The sequence below is a fragment of the Acetobacter thailandicus genome (assembly GCF_011516655.1).
GTDB lineage: Bacteria > Pseudomonadota > Alphaproteobacteria > Acetobacterales > Acetobacteraceae > Acetobacter > Acetobacter thailandicus.
Map to the genome: position 1 here is coordinate 1 of NZ_WOSV01000009.1, position 16,198 is coordinate 16,198.

Here is a 16,198-nt window from a genome sequence, read left to right on the forward strand (position 1 = left end):
AAAACCCCGGAAGCCTCAGCCTCCAGAGCCTCATCCGCTCTCGATGAGCCAGCTTCTACAGCCTCATACTAACCCTGTCAACACACCCCAAAATTAACCCAAAAACCCAGGAAAAACCTGGTGAAAACAACTCAAACACACCTCAATTCCACTCAATTCCACTCAAAAAAAAGCAAAAATCCTCAAAAAAAATCAAAATTAATCCTCATATGCTCTGAACCACTGCGTAAAGGCCGAAAGTCCTTCCTCAAATGACACCTCAGAGCGCCATCCGGTCAGTTCATGAAGGCGTTCAACGCAAGCCCAGGTCTTTTCAACATCAGCCTGCGGGCGCGGCAGCAATCTCAGGTGAGCCTTACACCCCAGTCCTTTCTCCAGCAGATGCACCATATGCCGCACAGATTCGGGATGATCACTGCCAACGTTGAGAATCCGCGCTGTGCCATGAGCTGGCGGTCTGACAAGCACGAGTAATACGGCACGAACAGCATCACTGATGTAGGTAAAGTCACGTGCAAGGCTATCGCCTTCATACAACGTTACCTCGTCACCCAGCGTCATCGCCCTGGCAAAACTGTAATACGCCATATCAGGTCGGCCCCACGGCCCGTAGATAGTGAAAAAGCGCAGCCCGGTCTGTGGCAGGCCGTAAAGATGAGAGTAAGACTCGGCAGTGAGTTCACCACTGCGTTTTGTCACAGCATAAAACGAGCCTGGAACATCGACTCTGTCTGTTTCACGAAAAGGCAGTTGCGTATTGCGCCCGTAAACGGACGAAGAAGATGCATACACCAGGTGCTTAAGCCGGGGCAGCCTGCGTGCAAACTCGAGCACAGCTACATGACCCTGCACATTGGAATGCACAAAAGCCTCAGGGTTACACACCGAGTACCGCACGCCGGCCTGCGCAGCCAGATGCACAATACCGGTAATGCGCGCGCTGACATCAGAAAGGGCATTTTCTGCCAGCAGATCACACAAATCCATCCGGAAGAAGGTGAAGTTTTTTTTCTGCCTGAGCTGATCAAGACGATTCTGCTTCAGACGGGGGTCATAATACGCATTGAGGTTATCGATACCGATAACCTCAGCCCCCTCTTTTAACAGAGCCAGACAGGTATGATACCCAACAAACCCGGCTGCCCCGGTTACCAGAATCGTCACGCTTCTACCTCGTCAAACAGGTTGGAATGGTATCTGCCTGCATCAGCCACACTTACTGCCACATACATCAGGCTTATTATTCAGGACTTTTTCTTCAGAGCTGCGGCGTCAACTTTATCGCCCACAACAATACCAAGGCGAGCCGTAACACCGCCGGCCAGTTCAAGTGTAGCCACTGCGGGCCCATGACTGCTGATATGCGCCAGGCTCTGAGGCACAGTATTTTCTGCGATGGCCTGAATACGATTATCTGCACCGATAAAAACAATATCGAGCGGAACAAGCGTATTTTTCATCCACATATCGCTCTGTTGCGGATAGCTCCACACGAAAAGCATACCCTCGTTATCAGGAATATGCGTACGAAACATTTCGCCAACCTGCTGCTGCCTGGGTGTACGGGCTATCTCAGCAGAGAAAATATGTGCTTCACCACTGGCTGACGTGATCGTCAGTTTTTCAACAGGCAGTTTAGGCTGTGCCTGAACTGGCTCAGGCAGCTCCTGCTCCTGTGCAGAAACATACAGCGGAGCTGCGGTGACCATAGCAGCACACAGGCCTGCTGCCAGAACATACCGTATACCGGTTTTTACATTAACACTCATCACATGCCTCAGCCTGCATTAAAGAAAGGATTACCGCTACGCTCGGAACCCACAGTGGTGTGCCCTCCGTGCCCGGGAACAACGATATAGCCATCATCCAGAGAGAACAGCTTTTCACGAATAGAATTTAAAAGAAGGGACTCGTCAGCATAAGCAAAGTCAGTACGACCCACTGCCCCTTTGAAGAGAGTATCTCCTGCAAATACGATTTTTGCAGCATGATCGATAAAGACAACATGCCCAGGCGTATGGCCAGGTACATGAAGCACATGAAGCTTACGCCCGATCAGATCGAGCACCTGCCCGTCCTCACTATACTCATCAGCTGTCGCATTCTCCAGCTCACTCAGACCAAAATGTCCGGCCTGCTTCTCGATAGAGGACAAAAGAAATTCATCGCGCTTATCAGGGCCGATAACGACCGGCGCTTTACCCTGACGTTCTGCCAGAATACGACACAGCGGCGCCACACCACCTGCATGATCAAGGTGCCCATGAGTGAGAATAATCGCTGAAACAGTAAGATTATTTTGCCCCAGGAACTGAGCCAGAACATCTGCATCACCGCCAGGATCAACAACGACAGCCTCAGCTGTCTCAGGGTTCCACAATACAGAGCAGTTTTGCCGAAAAGGGGTGACGGGAACAACCCGCACCTGCAAACCATCAAAGGTGAAATGCACGTCTCTTAACTCCTACTTCTTCAGGCGCTGCTCACGCAAAACAAAACGTCACGGCTACAGTCCACTTAAAACCTTAAGTCATACTATCACGAGAGCAGGCACATAAAAACTGAGCGAAAAAACAACTTCCTTTTAACAGCACTGGTCTATGCTTCGATAGAAGCCTACACTCCTCTCAAGTATAGTCTTTGTTATGTCAGGTTTTATTAGTCGTTATGACCAGCTCTCCCCTTCCGACCCGAACCCTTATTGATCATGCACTGCACTGGTGTGATGCAGGCGATAAGGTTGTGATTGCAACCGTCACCGGTACATGGGGCAGCTCTCCCCGGCCAGCGGGCAGCGTAATGGTCATGAGCGAAAGCGGTCGGATAGAGGGTTCTGTCAGCGGCGGCTGTGTTGAAACAGACGTCATTACCGCCGCACAGGAACTTATGAATGGTGCCCCGCCACGTATTATCTCTTATGGTGTCAGCTCAGAGCGCGCATGGGAGGTCGGGCTGGCCTGTGGTGGTAAACTCGAAGTTTTACTTGAAGCCGTTAAAAACGCCGCCTGCCCGTGGGGCAGATTACCTGAAGCCATTTTACGCACGGCGCAGACTGCACAGAACCGGCGTGAGAGCGTTGTTCTGATCAGAACCATGGATGGCTTACACCACACTTTACTGACGGAGGAGCAGCTCGCCGGGGGGGACACACCCGATATTCCTGTTCCTGTTAGCCGCCTGGCCCTGCAAAGCCTTAAAGAGGGACGCAGCAAAGCCCTTGAAAGCGAAAACAAAACACCGGCATGGTTTGTGCAGCCACTGCCGCCGCCTTTGCGCCTTCTTATTGTCGGAGCAGTACATATTGCGCAGCATCTTGCTCTGCTGGCCCGCATGTCAGGGCTGGCTCCGGTTGTTATCGACCCCCGGACACCGCTCGCGACCGAAGAACGCTTCCCCGGCCTTATACCCGGCACAACCCTGATTACAGAATGGCCGGATGAGGTACTGCATAAGCTAAAACCTGACAGTATGACAGCTATTGTCACCCTGACACATGATGCCAAACTGGATGACCCGACACTGGAGGTCGCACTGCGCAGCTCTGCTTTCTATATTGGTGCTCTGGGCTCACGTAAAACCCAGGCGAGCCGGATTAAACGACTACATGAAGCAGGCTTTTCTGAACATTCACTGAAGCGCATTCACGGTCCGGTTGGTCTGGCCATTGGCGCGACTGGTGCTGAGGAAATTGCTATCTCGATTCTGGCGGAAATTATTGCCGTACGGCGTAATGCCTCCCTGGCGGAAGCACCAGGCTGGTAATGTCGCGCCTCAATATCACGCTTATTCTGGCCGCAGGCTATTCCCGCCGCACCGCGCCCTGCCATAAGCTTCTGGCAACTAATGCTGCCGGGCAAACAATGCTGGGCTGTACGATCAATACGGCCCTGGACAGCATAACTGACCGGGTTGTGGTGGTAGTGCCACCACAACGCCCCGACTTAAAGAATATTGTCACGCAGGCTTCGGCTTTATCAGACCGCATAGAATTATGTGTCTCACATAATACAGCACTGGGCCTGTCAGCCTCTTTACGAGCCGGGATAGAAGGCGCTGAAAAATACCAGGCACACTCTGCGCTGATCTGCCTGGGAGATATGCCACTTGTGCCCGTAACATTACTCAACACATTAATAGCAACGCAGCATGTGCCCTCCCCGCCCCCCGCAGCGGCCCCTTTGCTGCATGGCCGCCCTGGTAACCCGGTAATATGGCGCGCCGATCAGTTCTCTGCCCTTAAACAGGCAGAAGGAGATAAAGGCGGACGCGACCTTCTCAGGCAGCTTGGGGCAGCTCTGCATCTCATCGAATCTGACCCTGCCCTTCTGACTGATTTTGATACACCTGAACGCCTGCAACAATTCGCCCGACTATAAGCATTTCATCTGTTGACCATCTGGCAGATCCGTCTGAACAATAACGGCAGAAGCTGGCAGACATAACGTTACCAGCCCGTTAGCCACAGCCTTTTTCGGAGTACAATAAAAGAATGAGTAGAATTCTGCGCACAAACCCCTCTCCTGTCCTTTCTACAGCAGTAGAGTATCATGGTTTTGTGTTCACACAGGGTGTTGTTGCACGTGACCTGAGCCAGGATATTGATGGGCAGACACGCGATGTGCTGGCACAGCTTGATGAATTACTTGAACACCACGGAACAGATAACACACGTCTGCTGCAGGCTCAGATCTGGCTCAAAGACATTAACGACCGCGATGCTCTGAACAAACACTGGACAGCATGGCTGCCAGAAAATCAGGCTCCTGCACGTGCCTGTGTTCAGGCTGTGCTGGCAGACCCACGTATGCTGGTCGAAATTATGCTGGTTACCACTAAATAAAACACTCTTATTTTGTGACGGTCAGGCCACACAAGCTGTGATAATTTCGCAACTCTCCTGACGAATCCTGGCCGTCATTCTGTATGCTCGCTCCGACAAAAAAGAACCCTCATTTTTTATAATTTTGCAGATTTTATCATTTTATAGGAAATTTTTCCTATAAAACATTTTTTGCTATCCTTTTTATGACAAATCGATAAAAGCATGTTTATTGCTCTGCTTTCAGTGCTTGCCCGATATGCACAGAATGTCAGATAACTCCTCTTACAGTTGTTTCAGACAACAGACCTAAGAACAGATTTAATATGAACGAGGTAAGGCGACATGCGAAAAAAACAGTCAGGCTCTCTTATACTCAAAGTAGCCGCTGTTTCTCTGCTGTCCTTATCTGCCACCCTGCAGCCTGCATGGGCTAAGAGAGTCTCTCATTCTGTTACAAATCATCACAGAATAAACAGAGCTTCTCTGCATTACAGCCATGCCCGCAGACATCACTATGCAGGTGGTGGCCACGTTATTCAGTGTGTTGCCTACGCAAAAACTGCATCTGATGTTGTTATTCGCGGTAATGCACGGGACTGGTGGTACAAAGCCGCCGGAGTTTATGAGCGTGGCTCAGCACCCCGCGAAGGTGGTGTACTAAACTTCCGCCCGATACGCCGCATGCCTCTGGGACATGTTGCTGTTGTACGACAGATCATTAACAGCCGTACTATTATGGTCGATCAGTCACACTGGGCGCAGAACGGCATTGCTCACAATACACCCGTTATTGATGTTTCACCCAACAATGACTGGTCAGCTGTTCGCGTTGCACTGAACAATCATTCCGGTAGTTTTGGTTCAATTTACCCGACATATGGCTTCATTTACGGGCACGACAATCACAACACCTCAGCGCCTCAGCACCACCAGAATCCTGAAAATGCACGCAGTGCCGTTATGATGGCCTGGGCGAAGAAAATACAGAATAACCCGAACCTGGCTACCCAGCTTGCTGAGGCTCCGGAAAATGCTCAGCCTGTTGACGGTCTGCACTCAGCCACATCAGATACTGTCAGCAATGACCAGAACCTCCCGTCAGGGACAAAACAGAAACCTGCTATCAGACACGTTCGGTCAGGTATACATCACAGACCAGGCGTAAGACATACCAGCCACAGATAAGGCAAAAACTCATTTTAGTTTCAGATTAAACGCATCAGGTTATTACTGGTGCGTTTTTTGTTATGAAGATTTTATAATTCTAAAATTATTTTCATAAATCTATACTGACCTTAGCCAACAATAAGGTCATGAAAATGCGAAAATTATCCCGCGCTATTCTGAAGTTAGGTGCTTATTATTTATTACTGACATTTCCTGTTGCCGCGCATACAGAAAATATTTCTCATCAGTCGCAATCTGCTGCGTTTTCTTCGTCACATTTTACCATAACAGACGAAGGAACAACGCAAAAACCTGATATTATTTTTATACCAGGGCTAAGCGAAGGACGTGATATATGGGCAAACGAAGCCCTGCGACTTTCATCTGATTATCACCTTCATATGCTACAAATTAACGGCTTCGCCGGGCAAAAATTCCCTCACAATACATCCCGTTTCTTTCTGTTACCCTCAGTTGTTAAGCAGCTCCACAACTACATTACGACCCGCCATATGCACCCCGTGCTCATCGGGCACTCACTCGGCGGGCTGATTGCTTTGATGCTGTCTCAGCAATACCCACAGGATGTCTCCAAAATCATAGTTGTCGATACACTACCCTTTTATGGTAATTTATATGGCCCTCAGGCGACTGTTGAAAATACAAAAAAGATCGCTCTGGCAACACGTGATAATATTGTGCATCAAAACCCTGAGCAGGCGAAACAAGCCCAAAAACAGATTGCTCAGATGCTGGCTTTAAGTCCGGCAGGGCAACAATACGTTCTGATAAATACGCAAACCAGTGATCCCGCGATTGTTGCACAGGCTTTGTATGAAGACGCACAAACAGACCTGCGCCCACAAATTTTATCTAACAAAGTCAAAACCCTTGTTCTCTATGCCTATGACCCGACACTGTACGGAAAGACAGATCAAAAAACACCTGCCGGGGATTATATGGAGACAATTTTCAAAGCCGGTTACAAAAATATGCCTGATGTCACGCTGGTGCGTATCGATAATTCGCGTCATCTGATTATGTTCGATCAGCCCGAAGCCATGCATAAGGCCATCGAAGATTTTCTCAGATAAAATACCCATAAAAAAGGGGCCATAAGGCCCCTCCGTTACTGATAATAACTTCCTGGTATTATTCCATATACTCCGAAATATCAGGGCAGGTGCACACCAGGTTACGGTCACCATGAGCGTTATCAATACGCCCGACAGGCGGCCAGTATTTTGTTGTAAACGCGACACCCTCCGGGAAGGCCCCTTGCCTGCGTGGATAGGCACGATCCCACTCGTCTGCCGTTACGACATCAGACGTATGCGGTGCATGACGGAGAGCTGACTGCTCAGCGCTCAGTCTGCCCGCTTCAACCGCACCAATTTCTGCTCTGATACCCAGCATTGCGTCACAAAAGCGATCGAGCTCTGCTTTCCCTTCCGATTCGGTTGGTTCGATCATAAAGGTACCCGCAACAGGAAAACTGACTGTTGGCGCATGAAAGCCATAATCGACCAGCCGCTTGGCAATATCATCAACGCTCACGCCCGTCTGATCTTTGATCGGACGAAGATCAAGAATACATTCGTGCGCCACACGGTTATGAGACCCGCGATAAAGCACCGGATAAACTTCTGACAAACGGCTGACGATATAGTTAGCATTCAGCACAGCAACCTGCGTTGCCCGTGTCAGACCTGCATCCCCCATCAGACGGATATAAGCCCATGAAATTGGCAGAATAGATGCAGAACCAAATGGTGCGGCACTCACTGCCAGCGAGGTCTCAGTCGCTGCCGGGTTACCTGGCAGAAAGTCCTTCAGATGTGCTTTTACGCCAATTGGCCCCATGCCTGGGCCACCGCCACCATGCGGAATACAGAATGTTTTATGCAGGTTAAAATGGCTGACATCACCGCCATAATCACCGGGGCGTGCCAGGCCAACCTGCGCATTCATATTGGCGCCATCGACATACACCTGTCCGCCTGCTTCATGCACCAGGTCACAGATCTCGCGGATGTTCTGTTCAAAAACACCATGCGTAGAAGGATAGGTAATCATGAAAACGGAGAGATCAGCGGCGTGTACCTGAACTTTCTCACGCATATCAGCCAGATCGATATTGCCGCCGGCATCACACTTAACCACAACGACTTTCATGCCAGCCATCTGGGCTGATGCCGGGTTAGTACCATGAGCAGATGCCGGAATGAGGCAGATATTACGATTCTCCTGTCCGCGATGACGATGATATGCGCTAATGGCCAGCAGACCAGCATACTCACCCTGCGCACCTGAGTTCGGCTGGAATGAGACTGCATCATATCCGCTGACAGCACACAGCCAGCGCTCAAGATCATCAAACAGTGCCTGATAGCCTGTAGTCTGCTCAGCCGGAGCAAACGGATGAATGGCACTAAAACCAGGCCATGTGATCGGCAGCATTTCGACCGTAGCATTCAGCTTCATTGTACACGAACCAAGAGGGATCATAGTACGGTCAAGCGCCAGGTCTTTATCGGCCAGACGGCGCAGATAGCGCAGCATATCAGTCTCAGACTGACAGGAGCGAAACACAGGCTGCGTCATAAAAGCAGATGTACGGTTCAGCGTATCCGGCAGAGCAGAACCTGCTGCGCTGAGCCCCCGTGCCATGCTCTCAACCTGTCCGGCAGTTTTCTCAAAGACTGTCCAGACCGCATACACAATCTCAGCAGTCGTGGTCTCATCAAGGCTGATACCAAGACGTCCCCCGCCTGCATCACGCAGATTGATGCCCGCAGCACGTGCTTTGACCAGAATATCCTGCGCAGCAGCGCCAGCCTGAACGGTAATCGTGTCAAAGAAGTGAGACGTTTCAACCGTCGCCCCAAGTGCCTTAAGACCTGCTGCCAGAGTTGCTGTCAGACCATGTACACGACGGGCAATTGCCTTCAGCCCTTCAGGGCCATGATAGACACCATACATACCGGCAATAATGGCCAGAAGCACCTGTGCTGTGCAGATATTCGAAGTCGCTTTTTCACGACGAATATGCTGCTCACGTGTCTGAAGAGCCAGGCGATAGGCCGGGTTACCGGCACTATCCACCGACACACCGACAAGACGACCGGGCAGGTTACGCTTATGGGCATCACGCACAGCAATATAAGCCGCGTGCGGACCACCAAACCCCATAGGCACACCAAAACGCTGGCTTGAGCCGACAGCAATATCGGCTCCCAGTTCACCAGGCGAGGTCAGCAGCGTTAAAGCCAGCAGGTCAGCAGCGACGGCAACAATACCACCAGCCTGATGCACAGCATCAGCAAACGGACGCAGGTCTTTCAGGACACCAGATGTACCAGGATACTGAAAAAGAGCACCAAAAATATCAGAGGCAACAAGGTCTGTAGCAGGGTTACCCACAACAATGGTAATACCGAGGGGCTCTGCACGGGTTTTTAAAACAGTCAGTGTCTGCGGATGACACTCAGCATCGACAAAGAACGCAGAAGCTTTTGACCTTGCAACACGGTGCGCAAGAGACATAGCCTCAGCTGCAGCTGTTGCTTCATCAAGCAATGACGCGTTGGCAATATCCAGCCCTGTCAGCTCGGTAATCATCGTCTGAAAATTGAGAAGAGCTTCAAGACGCCCCTGACTGATTTCAGGCTGATAGGGCGTATAAGCTGTGTACCAGGCCGGGTTTTCAAGAATGTTACGCTGGATGACAGCAGGCAGAACCGTGCCGTAATAACCCTGACCGATGAGAGACGTCATCACCTGGTTCTGGCTGGCCAGTCTGCGCAAATGGGCCAGAACTTCCTCTTCCGTCCAGCCTTCGCCAATCCCCATCGGGGCTGACAGGCGAATCTCATCAGGCACAGTCTGCTTCATCAGCTCATCAAGCGAAGAGGCTCCAACTGTTTTAAGCATAACAGCAACATCATCGGCCGAAGGACCAATATGACGCGGCATAAAAGAACCTGCCGCAGGTTTAAGGCCATCAAAAACTGACAAGCCTGCTACCGGAGAAGCAGAACAACGATCTGATGCAGAATCAGGGGTGAGCATGCAGGGGTGATCCTGAAAAATAAAACTGACACAGCAGTTCAGACGAAACATTCAGGCAAACAGCGCGTTTTTGCAGACTGTCGGCCCGCAATCAGAATAAAAAAGCCTTACAGCCTCTGTTTGCTGCCTCACAGAAGCAGAAGCTGTAAAAACGTAGCTTAACCAATAAAAGCAGCGTACGCGTCGGCATCCATCAGGGCAGAAAGCTGCTCCGGATTGCTGATACGCAGTTTCAGGATCCAGCCTTCGCCCTCCGGGTCAGAGCTGACACGTGCAGGGTCATCAGAAAGCGCAGCATTGCCTTCAAGGATTTCGCCATCAACAGGTGCGTAAATGTCTGACGCAGCCTTAACGGATTCAACAACAGCCACAGCATCGCCAGCACTGGCGACAGTTCCGGTCTGGTGCACTTCAACGAACACCAGTTCACCAAGCTCATCAGCCGCGTGGCGGGTAATACCAACAACAGCTGAATCGCCATCTACACGCAGCCATTCATGCTCTTTTGTGAAATATAACGTCATGTCAGACTTTTCCTTAATAATCAGAATAAAAAATCAGAAAAAACCGGTGCTCAGCGCTTAAAACCAGCTGGCACAAATGGCAGAGCCGCAACGGTGACAGGCACAGCACGACCGCGCAGCTCTGCAAAAAGAGATGTCTTCAACGCGGTATAAGCACTATCGACATAACCCATCGCAACAGGTGCCCCGACAGTGGGACCAAAAGCGCCAGATGCAATGTGTCCGACCTGCTGTGTTAATGCTTCATCCGCATACAGCTTTGTGCCATGACGTACAGGCGCCCGCCCCTCAGGGCTCAGGCCAACACGACGGCGGCCTACACCCTGTTCAAGCTGCCTGAGAATAATATCAGCACCAGGGAAACCGCCTTCACGTTTACCACCTGCACGACGTGACTTCTGAACCGACCACTCAAGAGAAGCTTCAACCAGTGTTGTTGTCTCATCAATATCAACACCATACAGGCACAGACCACCTTCAAGACGCAGGCTGTCACGTGCACCGAGGCCGATGAGCTTCACTGAAGGGTGCTCAAGCAGTTTACGGGCAACACGCTCAACATCAGAAGAGGGAACAGAAATTTCAAATCCGTCCTCCCCCGTGTAGCCTGAGCGGGAGATAATGCAGGGCGCGCCATCAACATCAAAAGCCCGTACATCCATAAATACCATATCTTTAACGTCAGGTACCAGAGCAGCCAGCACCAGCTCTGCTTCAGGCCCCTGAAGAGCAAGAAGCGAGCGGTCTGACAATGGCTCCGTCACACACTCTGTCAGCTCCGCTGTCAGGCGGGCAATATCGGCCTCTTTACAGGCGGCATTCACTACAAGAAGCAGTTCATCATCAAGGCGGGTGACCATCAGATCGTCGAACATGCCGCCTGTCTGCGTTGTAAACTGGGTATAACGCTGCCGCCCGTTTTTAAGTGCGAGAATATCTGCCGGCACGAGGCGCTCAAGGGCCAGGGCGGCCGTATCAACATCGCCAGAGCGTGCGCGCAGACGCACCTGCCCCATGTGAGACACATCAAACAACCCGGCATGCTGCCGTGTGTGACGATGCTCAGCCATAATACCGTCAGCATACTGCAAAGGCATTGCGTACCCTGCGAAGGGAACCATTTTGCCGCCAGCATCCACATGCAAATTATAAAGAGGAGTATGGAGAAGAGAATCTGTGCTCATGCACGCTGCCTTATGACAAAAGACACGGCAACCCTGCACATTGTTAACTCTGAAAACAGACAGAAAAACAACTCACGGGGCTCCGGATCAGGATAATACCGTCCACTGCCCCTTCTGTCTTTTTGCCTGAGATCGCTATCCCGTCGGCGGGTGAGTTAACACCTCTCTTCAGAAGTTTACTGCACAGGGTCCTTTTGCCTGAGAGTTTCCGGGGCGGTTGCTCCTTCGGCGCCGGCCTTACAGCCGGTCTCTCCCTCTGTGCAGCTAAACTGGTGACATCATTACGCTAACAAGTCAATCGTGACCTGCTTACTTTACCTTTTTGTCAGCACCTGGCAGGTGGCGCGCAATGTAAGGTGGCAGATTAAACGCACCAACATGAATTTCAGGTGTCCAGTAATCCGTTTTACCCGCAATGCCAGCCTGAACTGCGCGAGCCCGCACTTCCTCTGCATTCTGCTGCGCAGGGTTTTTGCCTTTTGAAGCAATACCAAGTGTCATAAAGCCACCGACATAAGTCGGCACAGCAGCAACATAAGCTGATACATGAGGGAAGAACTGTGCACGACGCGCACTGGTTTCATGCAGCTCATCAGCCTGCATGAACGGCACACCGCACTGATTTACAATCAGCCCCTCGGCTGAAAGGATACGGGCACAGTTTTCGTAGAATTCGTCAGTAAACAGAACTTCGCCAACACCAATAGGGTCAGTGCTGTCAACAATGATCACATCGAACGAGCCATCAGCAGCACGCTTCACATAGTCAATGCCATCACCCACAATTACTTCAGCGCGCGGGTTGTTCCATGCATCACCGGCAATACCTGGCAGATATTTCTTTGAAAGCTCAATAACGCTGCCATCAATCTCAACCATGACTGCTTTTTCAACACCTGGGTGTTCAAGCACACGACGCAGCACACCGCCATCACCCGCACCGATGATCAGAACACGACGTGGCTCAGCATGGGTAAACAGTGGCACGTGTGTCAGCATTTCCTGATAAACAAACTCATCACGCTCAGTAATCTGCACAACGCCATCAAGCAGAAGAACGCGCCCGTGAGAATCACTCTCGAAAACAACGATATCCTGAAAGTCACTTTTTACGCGGGCCAGTTCTTTAACCACGCGAAAACGCTGACCCCAGTTATCGTACAGGGTTTCTTCTATCCATTGCTGTGTCATGTATTTTATACCCGGTTCATAAAAACGAAGCCAGGACGCGCCACTTTCTGGCATGTCCCGGCTTCGGGCAGACTATCAGAAAAAAGAAAGTGACTGTGCTTACTTAACAGTAACGCGACCGCGACGCTGCTCATCCACTTCAATACGTTTTGCCTGGAAGAGACGCTGCATCACAGGAATAGCCAGATGCGGGTCACAAACACCACACATAAAAATATCCACAGCGGCGAAGTTACGCTCAGGCCATGTGTGGATAGAGATGTGGCTCTCTGCCAGAACGATCACACCTGACACACCACCATTGGGCGTGAAGTGATGAAAGTGACTGTGCAGAATAGTTGCACCCGCAGCAACAGCGGCTTCGCACAATGTACGATCGATCTGTGCCGGGTCATCGAGATTGGTAGCATCCCAAAGATCAATAAGCAGATGCGTGCCTGCAAATTTTTCGCCATCCCTTTCAACGAAATAATCTTTACGATCTTCGTCAAACGATGCGGGAAGAGTAGCTGTCTGGTTATCGCTCGGGAGTTCCGAGACCATCCCCAGTTGAGCAAGTGCGTTCATTGACGTACCCCTAAACCAGTAGATAGCCTGTTGGGCTGAATTGCCCCCTTGGGCCAAGAGGCCCCGTAACTAGGTCCTTATGCCTCCCTGGCGCAAGTGTTTTTTTAATATTTCACAAAAATAAATAAAAAATTAAAATATATCAGTGTGATGGCGGGCGAATCATTGCACCTTTAAACTGGCGTTCGAGAAGGAGATCCGCCTCATGCCCCATGGTCCGCCCGGAAAGGAAATTTTTAAGACGCTGCAGGGTATCTGTATCATGTGCTGAGACAGCATCAGCCGTAAGACGCGCCGCCAGACTTTGCTGCGCATCAGTCAATGCCCCTGACTGAGGTAACTTCCGAGTCGCCAGACGACCGATAACCAGCACGGCATCAGGCCACTGATAGCTGGCCTCATACAGCTGACCACGCAAATCAAGCCCCTCATCTGTTTCATCATGAGCAAGCAGAGCCAGAGCCTGATCTGCTTTGCCTTTCTTTTTTGCCAGCAGGGCCAGATCATACGTTTTACGGGCTGCCAGAGCCGGAGAAAGGAACTGAGCCGGCATGCTCTCCAGCAACTGACCAGCCTCATCTGTCATCCCCTGAAGCAGAGCAGCGCGTGCCATCAGTTCTTTCGCCTGACTACGCTGTTCAGGTGCTGGGAACAGTACCATCGCCTGACTGAAAATATGCTGCGCTCGCGAAACATTATCAAGCGCCATCAGTAACTGACCATACCCCATCAGTATCTCTGCTTTTTCTGGCCCGTCAGTCAAAAAAGGTAAATTCTGCCCTGACAGTGCAACTGTATCAGAAATCTGATTTTTCTGCGCAGAGGTAAGCTTTGTTGTATGTTTAATCAGATCAAGCTTCTCAAAAATCATTTTTCTGATGAGCTCGCGATACGCCTGCTCAAGTATATCCTGCGGAATCTCAGGTCCGGGCAACAGAAACGAAAGCATCATCATTGCTGATCTGTACTGCCTGAGCTGCATCAGGGCAGAAGAAAGCCCCAGATATAAAATCTGCCGCGATGATGCCGGTGCGATTCCTGCTTCATCTTCATCTTTCTGAAGACTGATATAATCCTGCACAATTTCATCAGGATAAGCGTGCCCCAGCACCTGCCGTAACCTGATTTGCATGACATGCCCGACAGAAGCCACTCCCCCGGAAGAGGAAGACGCCATCTGATCGAAGATAACCCGGGCAGCATCGCCTTTCTTCTCACGCATGAGTATCAGCCCGCGTGCCAGAGCATACACCGGCGTATCAGGCAGATTACCAAGCTGTTTTACTTCGCCATTAGTACCATATCGTATTATAGCTGCCGCCACGGAAGGCAAAATCAGATCGCGTAAAGTGTCAGGATATTGTTTAATTTTACTGATATTATCTGCGAGGTCGGGTAAGGTTTCCCAGCTTTTTTTACCAGCCTGCAGGCCATAAAAAGCACGCCAGAGAGTCATATCCGGCATCCCGATCCACCTGGTGTCCGCCAGAATTTCTGCGTCTTTTATTTTCCCGCTTAACAGAGCCACAACACCACTCAGGGCAAGGTTTTGCGGCGAATTTATAACTGCTTCGGCACCGCTTTTCTGAGCCTGTGATAGCAGCTCCTGTGCAGCTGGAAGATCCCCCGCAGCCAGAGCGGCTCGTACGGCATCAAACAATAAGGAGGGCTTCTCCTGACCTGAACTCTGCCCTGCTTTATCGACAGCTTCCTTCTGACGATTCTTCAAATTCTGAGGTGTCGTATTCTGCAGCCCCTGGAAAATTAAATCCTGGTTCTGCGCGGTGTTATTAGCGTGAAAGACGAGAGCTCCCCCGACCGGGAGGCGCGTTGACTGAGCAGAAGATAAAACACCCCCTGCATGTGAGAGAGAAAAAATAAGGCAGTCAGCATCAGCAATTACCACCACGCCTTCAAGAGAGGCACGCACGCGATAACCAGGACCGCTGAAGGGAACTGTCACGCCACCAGATGCCGCTTTTGATGTCATCAACAACAACCGGGCACCTGTAGCAGGGTCAGGAAAAGAAACCACATGACCAGGCTGCGCCAGAGGGAACTCAAGCGCACCAGGCCTTACAACCGGCATCAGCCCGGATTTTGAAGAGGCATGCCCGGCGACAAGCTGCCAGCCTCTCGAATCGCGTCGTATGCTCAGCTCAGGATGGGAAGGCAAATGGAACCGGATCAGCGTAGCATGATCAAGAGTGACAATACTCTGATCAGTAAAAGGCCCTGAGATTTTCCTGATACCATCCAGACTCAGCCCGATGCGATCAGCCACAATAATAAAATCATCACCAGACCAGAATGCTGCAAGACCTGTCTGATCATCACATGGGATCAGAATAAAAGAATCATTCGGTTTTTGCGTCAGTGTCTCCTGCATCACTGCCACAGGGGGTAATTTATGCAGACCGTCGACTCCCTGTGCTACAGCCGCATCACTTATAGACGACACCGCAATAACCGCAGCTGCGGCTAATCCTGTTTTATAAAAATATCGCACAGAACTCTTAATTCTTTCAGGTCATAATAATTTAAAAAATTTCAGAAATTCCATGCAAATATATTATGCAGGAACGTATTACCCATGTTTTACGGGTCCATTACCACTTTCGATGTTATTATAATAGCAGGATAAAAAGGCCATTTCATACTATTTTAAAGAA

General features: G+C 50.6%; 14 protein-coding genes and 1 riboswitch. Of the genes, 5 read left to right on the forward strand and 9 right to left on the reverse strand.

The window, feature by feature from the left end:
* Positions 1-198 precede the first annotated feature (198 nt).
* The 3 genes from GOB58_RS10765 to GOB58_RS10775 form a co-directional block, all read right to left on the reverse strand.
* Positions 199-1,164 (reverse strand): NAD-dependent epimerase/dehydratase family protein, encoded by a 966-nt coding sequence (locus tag GOB58_RS10765; RefSeq protein ID WP_173560192.1) that lies wholly within the window; start codon positions 1,162-1,164, stop codon positions 199-201.
* An 80-nt stretch (positions 1,165-1,244) separates the two neighbouring features.
* Positions 1,245-1,769, reverse strand: a complete 525-nt coding sequence (locus GOB58_RS10770; protein WP_173560193.1) for a DUF192 domain-containing protein — start codon at positions 1,767-1,769, stop codon at positions 1,245-1,247.
* Positions 1,770-1,777: 8 nt separating this feature from the next.
* A complete protein-coding gene (locus GOB58_RS10775) occupies positions 1,778-2,452 on the reverse strand; it encodes an MBL fold metallo-hydrolase (RefSeq protein WP_265793208.1) in 675 nt (224 codons plus the stop codon).
* 215 nt (positions 2,453-2,667) lie between these two features.
* Here GOB58_RS10775 and GOB58_RS10780 point away from each other — a divergent pair, with 215 nt between their 5' ends.
* The 5 genes from GOB58_RS10780 to GOB58_RS10800 all read left to right on the forward strand — a co-directional run bounded on the left by GOB58_RS10780 (position 2,668) and on the right by GOB58_RS10800 (position 7,083).
* The gene (locus GOB58_RS10780) at positions 2,668-3,762 is read left to right on the forward strand and encodes an XdhC family protein (protein ID WP_173560194.1); all 1,095 of its coding nucleotides are present in this window, start codon (positions 2,668-2,670) and stop codon (positions 3,760-3,762) included.
* The gene (locus GOB58_RS10785; protein WP_173560195.1) at positions 3,762-4,376 is read left to right on the forward strand and encodes a nucleotidyltransferase family protein; all 615 of its coding nucleotides are present in this window, start codon (positions 3,762-3,764) and stop codon (positions 4,374-4,376) included. Before GOB58_RS10780 ends, GOB58_RS10785 begins: the two co-directional genes overlap by 1 nt.
* A 113-nt stretch (positions 4,377-4,489) precedes the next feature.
* Complete coding sequence (locus tag GOB58_RS10790) at positions 4,490-4,840, forward strand: RidA family protein (protein WP_086553955.1); 351 nt, start codon at positions 4,490-4,492, stop codon at positions 4,838-4,840.
* Between the two features lie 324 nt (positions 4,841-5,164).
* Positions 5,165-6,007: a CHAP domain-containing protein gene (locus tag GOB58_RS10795; protein WP_143295988.1), complete on the forward strand. Its 843-nt coding sequence runs from the start codon at positions 5,165-5,167 to the stop codon at positions 6,005-6,007.
* Between the two features lie 134 nt (positions 6,008-6,141).
* Complete coding sequence (locus GOB58_RS10800) at positions 6,142-7,083, forward strand: alpha/beta fold hydrolase (protein ID WP_173560196.1); 942 nt, start codon at positions 6,142-6,144, stop codon at positions 7,081-7,083.
* Positions 7,084-7,141: 58 nt separating this feature from the next.
* On the opposite strand, the gene gcvP is transcribed toward GOB58_RS10800, so the two are convergent.
* From gcvP to GOB58_RS10830, 6 genes are all read right to left on the reverse strand, one after another.
* Complete coding sequence (gcvP, locus tag GOB58_RS10805; protein ID WP_242005320.1) at positions 7,142-9,964, reverse strand: aminomethyl-transferring glycine dehydrogenase; 2,823 nt, start codon at positions 9,962-9,964, stop codon at positions 7,142-7,144.
* 254 nt (positions 9,965-10,218) lie between these two features.
* On the reverse strand, positions 10,219-10,584 hold the full coding sequence (gcvH, locus tag GOB58_RS10810) for a glycine cleavage system protein GcvH (RefSeq protein ID WP_173560198.1): 366 nt from the start codon (positions 10,582-10,584) through the stop codon (positions 10,219-10,221).
* A 50-nt stretch (positions 10,585-10,634) separates the two neighbouring features.
* Positions 10,635-11,768 carry a glycine cleavage system aminomethyltransferase GcvT gene (gene gcvT / locus GOB58_RS10815; protein ID WP_173560199.1) on the reverse strand — a complete coding sequence of 378 codons (1,134 nt, stop codon included), beginning with the start codon at positions 11,766-11,768 and terminating at the stop codon, positions 10,635-10,637.
* Positions 11,769-11,945: 177 nt separating this feature from the next.
* A riboswitch (glycine riboswitch) is annotated at positions 11,946-12,034 on the reverse strand.
* Positions 12,035-12,077: 43 nt separating this feature from the next.
* The gene (speE, locus tag GOB58_RS10820) at positions 12,078-12,959 is read right to left on the reverse strand and encodes a polyamine aminopropyltransferase (protein WP_086636185.1); all 882 of its coding nucleotides are present in this window, start codon (positions 12,957-12,959) and stop codon (positions 12,078-12,080) included.
* Between the two features lie 99 nt (positions 12,960-13,058).
* Positions 13,059-13,526, reverse strand: coding sequence for an adenosylmethionine decarboxylase (gene speD / locus GOB58_RS10825; protein ID WP_086553950.1), 468 nt, complete (start codon positions 13,524-13,526; stop codon positions 13,059-13,061).
* A 142-nt stretch (positions 13,527-13,668) separates the two neighbouring features.
* Positions 13,669-15,987: a tetratricopeptide repeat protein gene (locus GOB58_RS10830; RefSeq protein WP_173560200.1), complete on the reverse strand. Its 2,319-nt coding sequence runs from the start codon at positions 15,985-15,987 to the stop codon at positions 13,669-13,671.
* Positions 15,988-16,198 lie beyond the last annotated feature (211 nt).

What these genes read in the sequence shown, in the direction of transcription:
- GOB58_RS10770 (WP_173560193.1), bottom strand. Translation starts at nt 1,769, where the DNA reads ATGAGTGTTAATGTAAAAACCGGTATACGGTATGTTCTGGCAGCAGGC.
- GOB58_RS10780 (WP_173560194.1), top strand. Translation starts at nt 2,668, where the DNA reads ATGACCAGCTCTCCCCTTCCGACCCGAACCCTTATTGATCATGCACTG.
- GOB58_RS10785 (WP_173560195.1), top strand. Translation starts at nt 3,762, where the DNA reads ATGTCGCGCCTCAATATCACGCTTATTCTGGCCGCAGGCTATTCCCGC.
- GOB58_RS10790 (WP_086553955.1), top strand. Translation starts at nt 4,490, where the DNA reads ATGAGTAGAATTCTGCGCACAAACCCCTCTCCTGTCCTTTCTACAGCA.
- GOB58_RS10795 (WP_143295988.1), top strand. Translation starts at nt 5,165, where the DNA reads ATGCGAAAAAAACAGTCAGGCTCTCTTATACTCAAAGTAGCCGCTGTT.
- GOB58_RS10800 (WP_173560196.1), top strand. Translation starts at nt 6,142, where the DNA reads ATGCGAAAATTATCCCGCGCTATTCTGAAGTTAGGTGCTTATTATTTA.
- gcvP (WP_242005320.1), bottom strand. Translation starts at nt 9,964, where the DNA reads ATGCCGCGTCATATTGGTCCTTCGGCCGATGATGTTGCTGTTATGCTT.
- gcvH (WP_173560198.1), bottom strand. Translation starts at nt 10,584, where the DNA reads ATGACGTTATATTTCACAAAAGAGCATGAATGGCTGCGTGTAGATGGC.
- gcvT (WP_173560199.1), bottom strand. Translation starts at nt 11,768, where the DNA reads ATGAGCACAGATTCTCTTCTCCATACTCCTCTTTATAATTTGCATGTG.
- speE (WP_086636185.1), bottom strand. Translation starts at nt 12,959, where the DNA reads ATGACACAGCAATGGATAGAAGAAACCCTGTACGATAACTGGGGTCAG.
- speD (WP_086553950.1), bottom strand. Translation starts at nt 13,526, where the DNA reads ATGAACGCACTTGCTCAACTGGGGATGGTCTCGGAACTCCCGAGCGAT.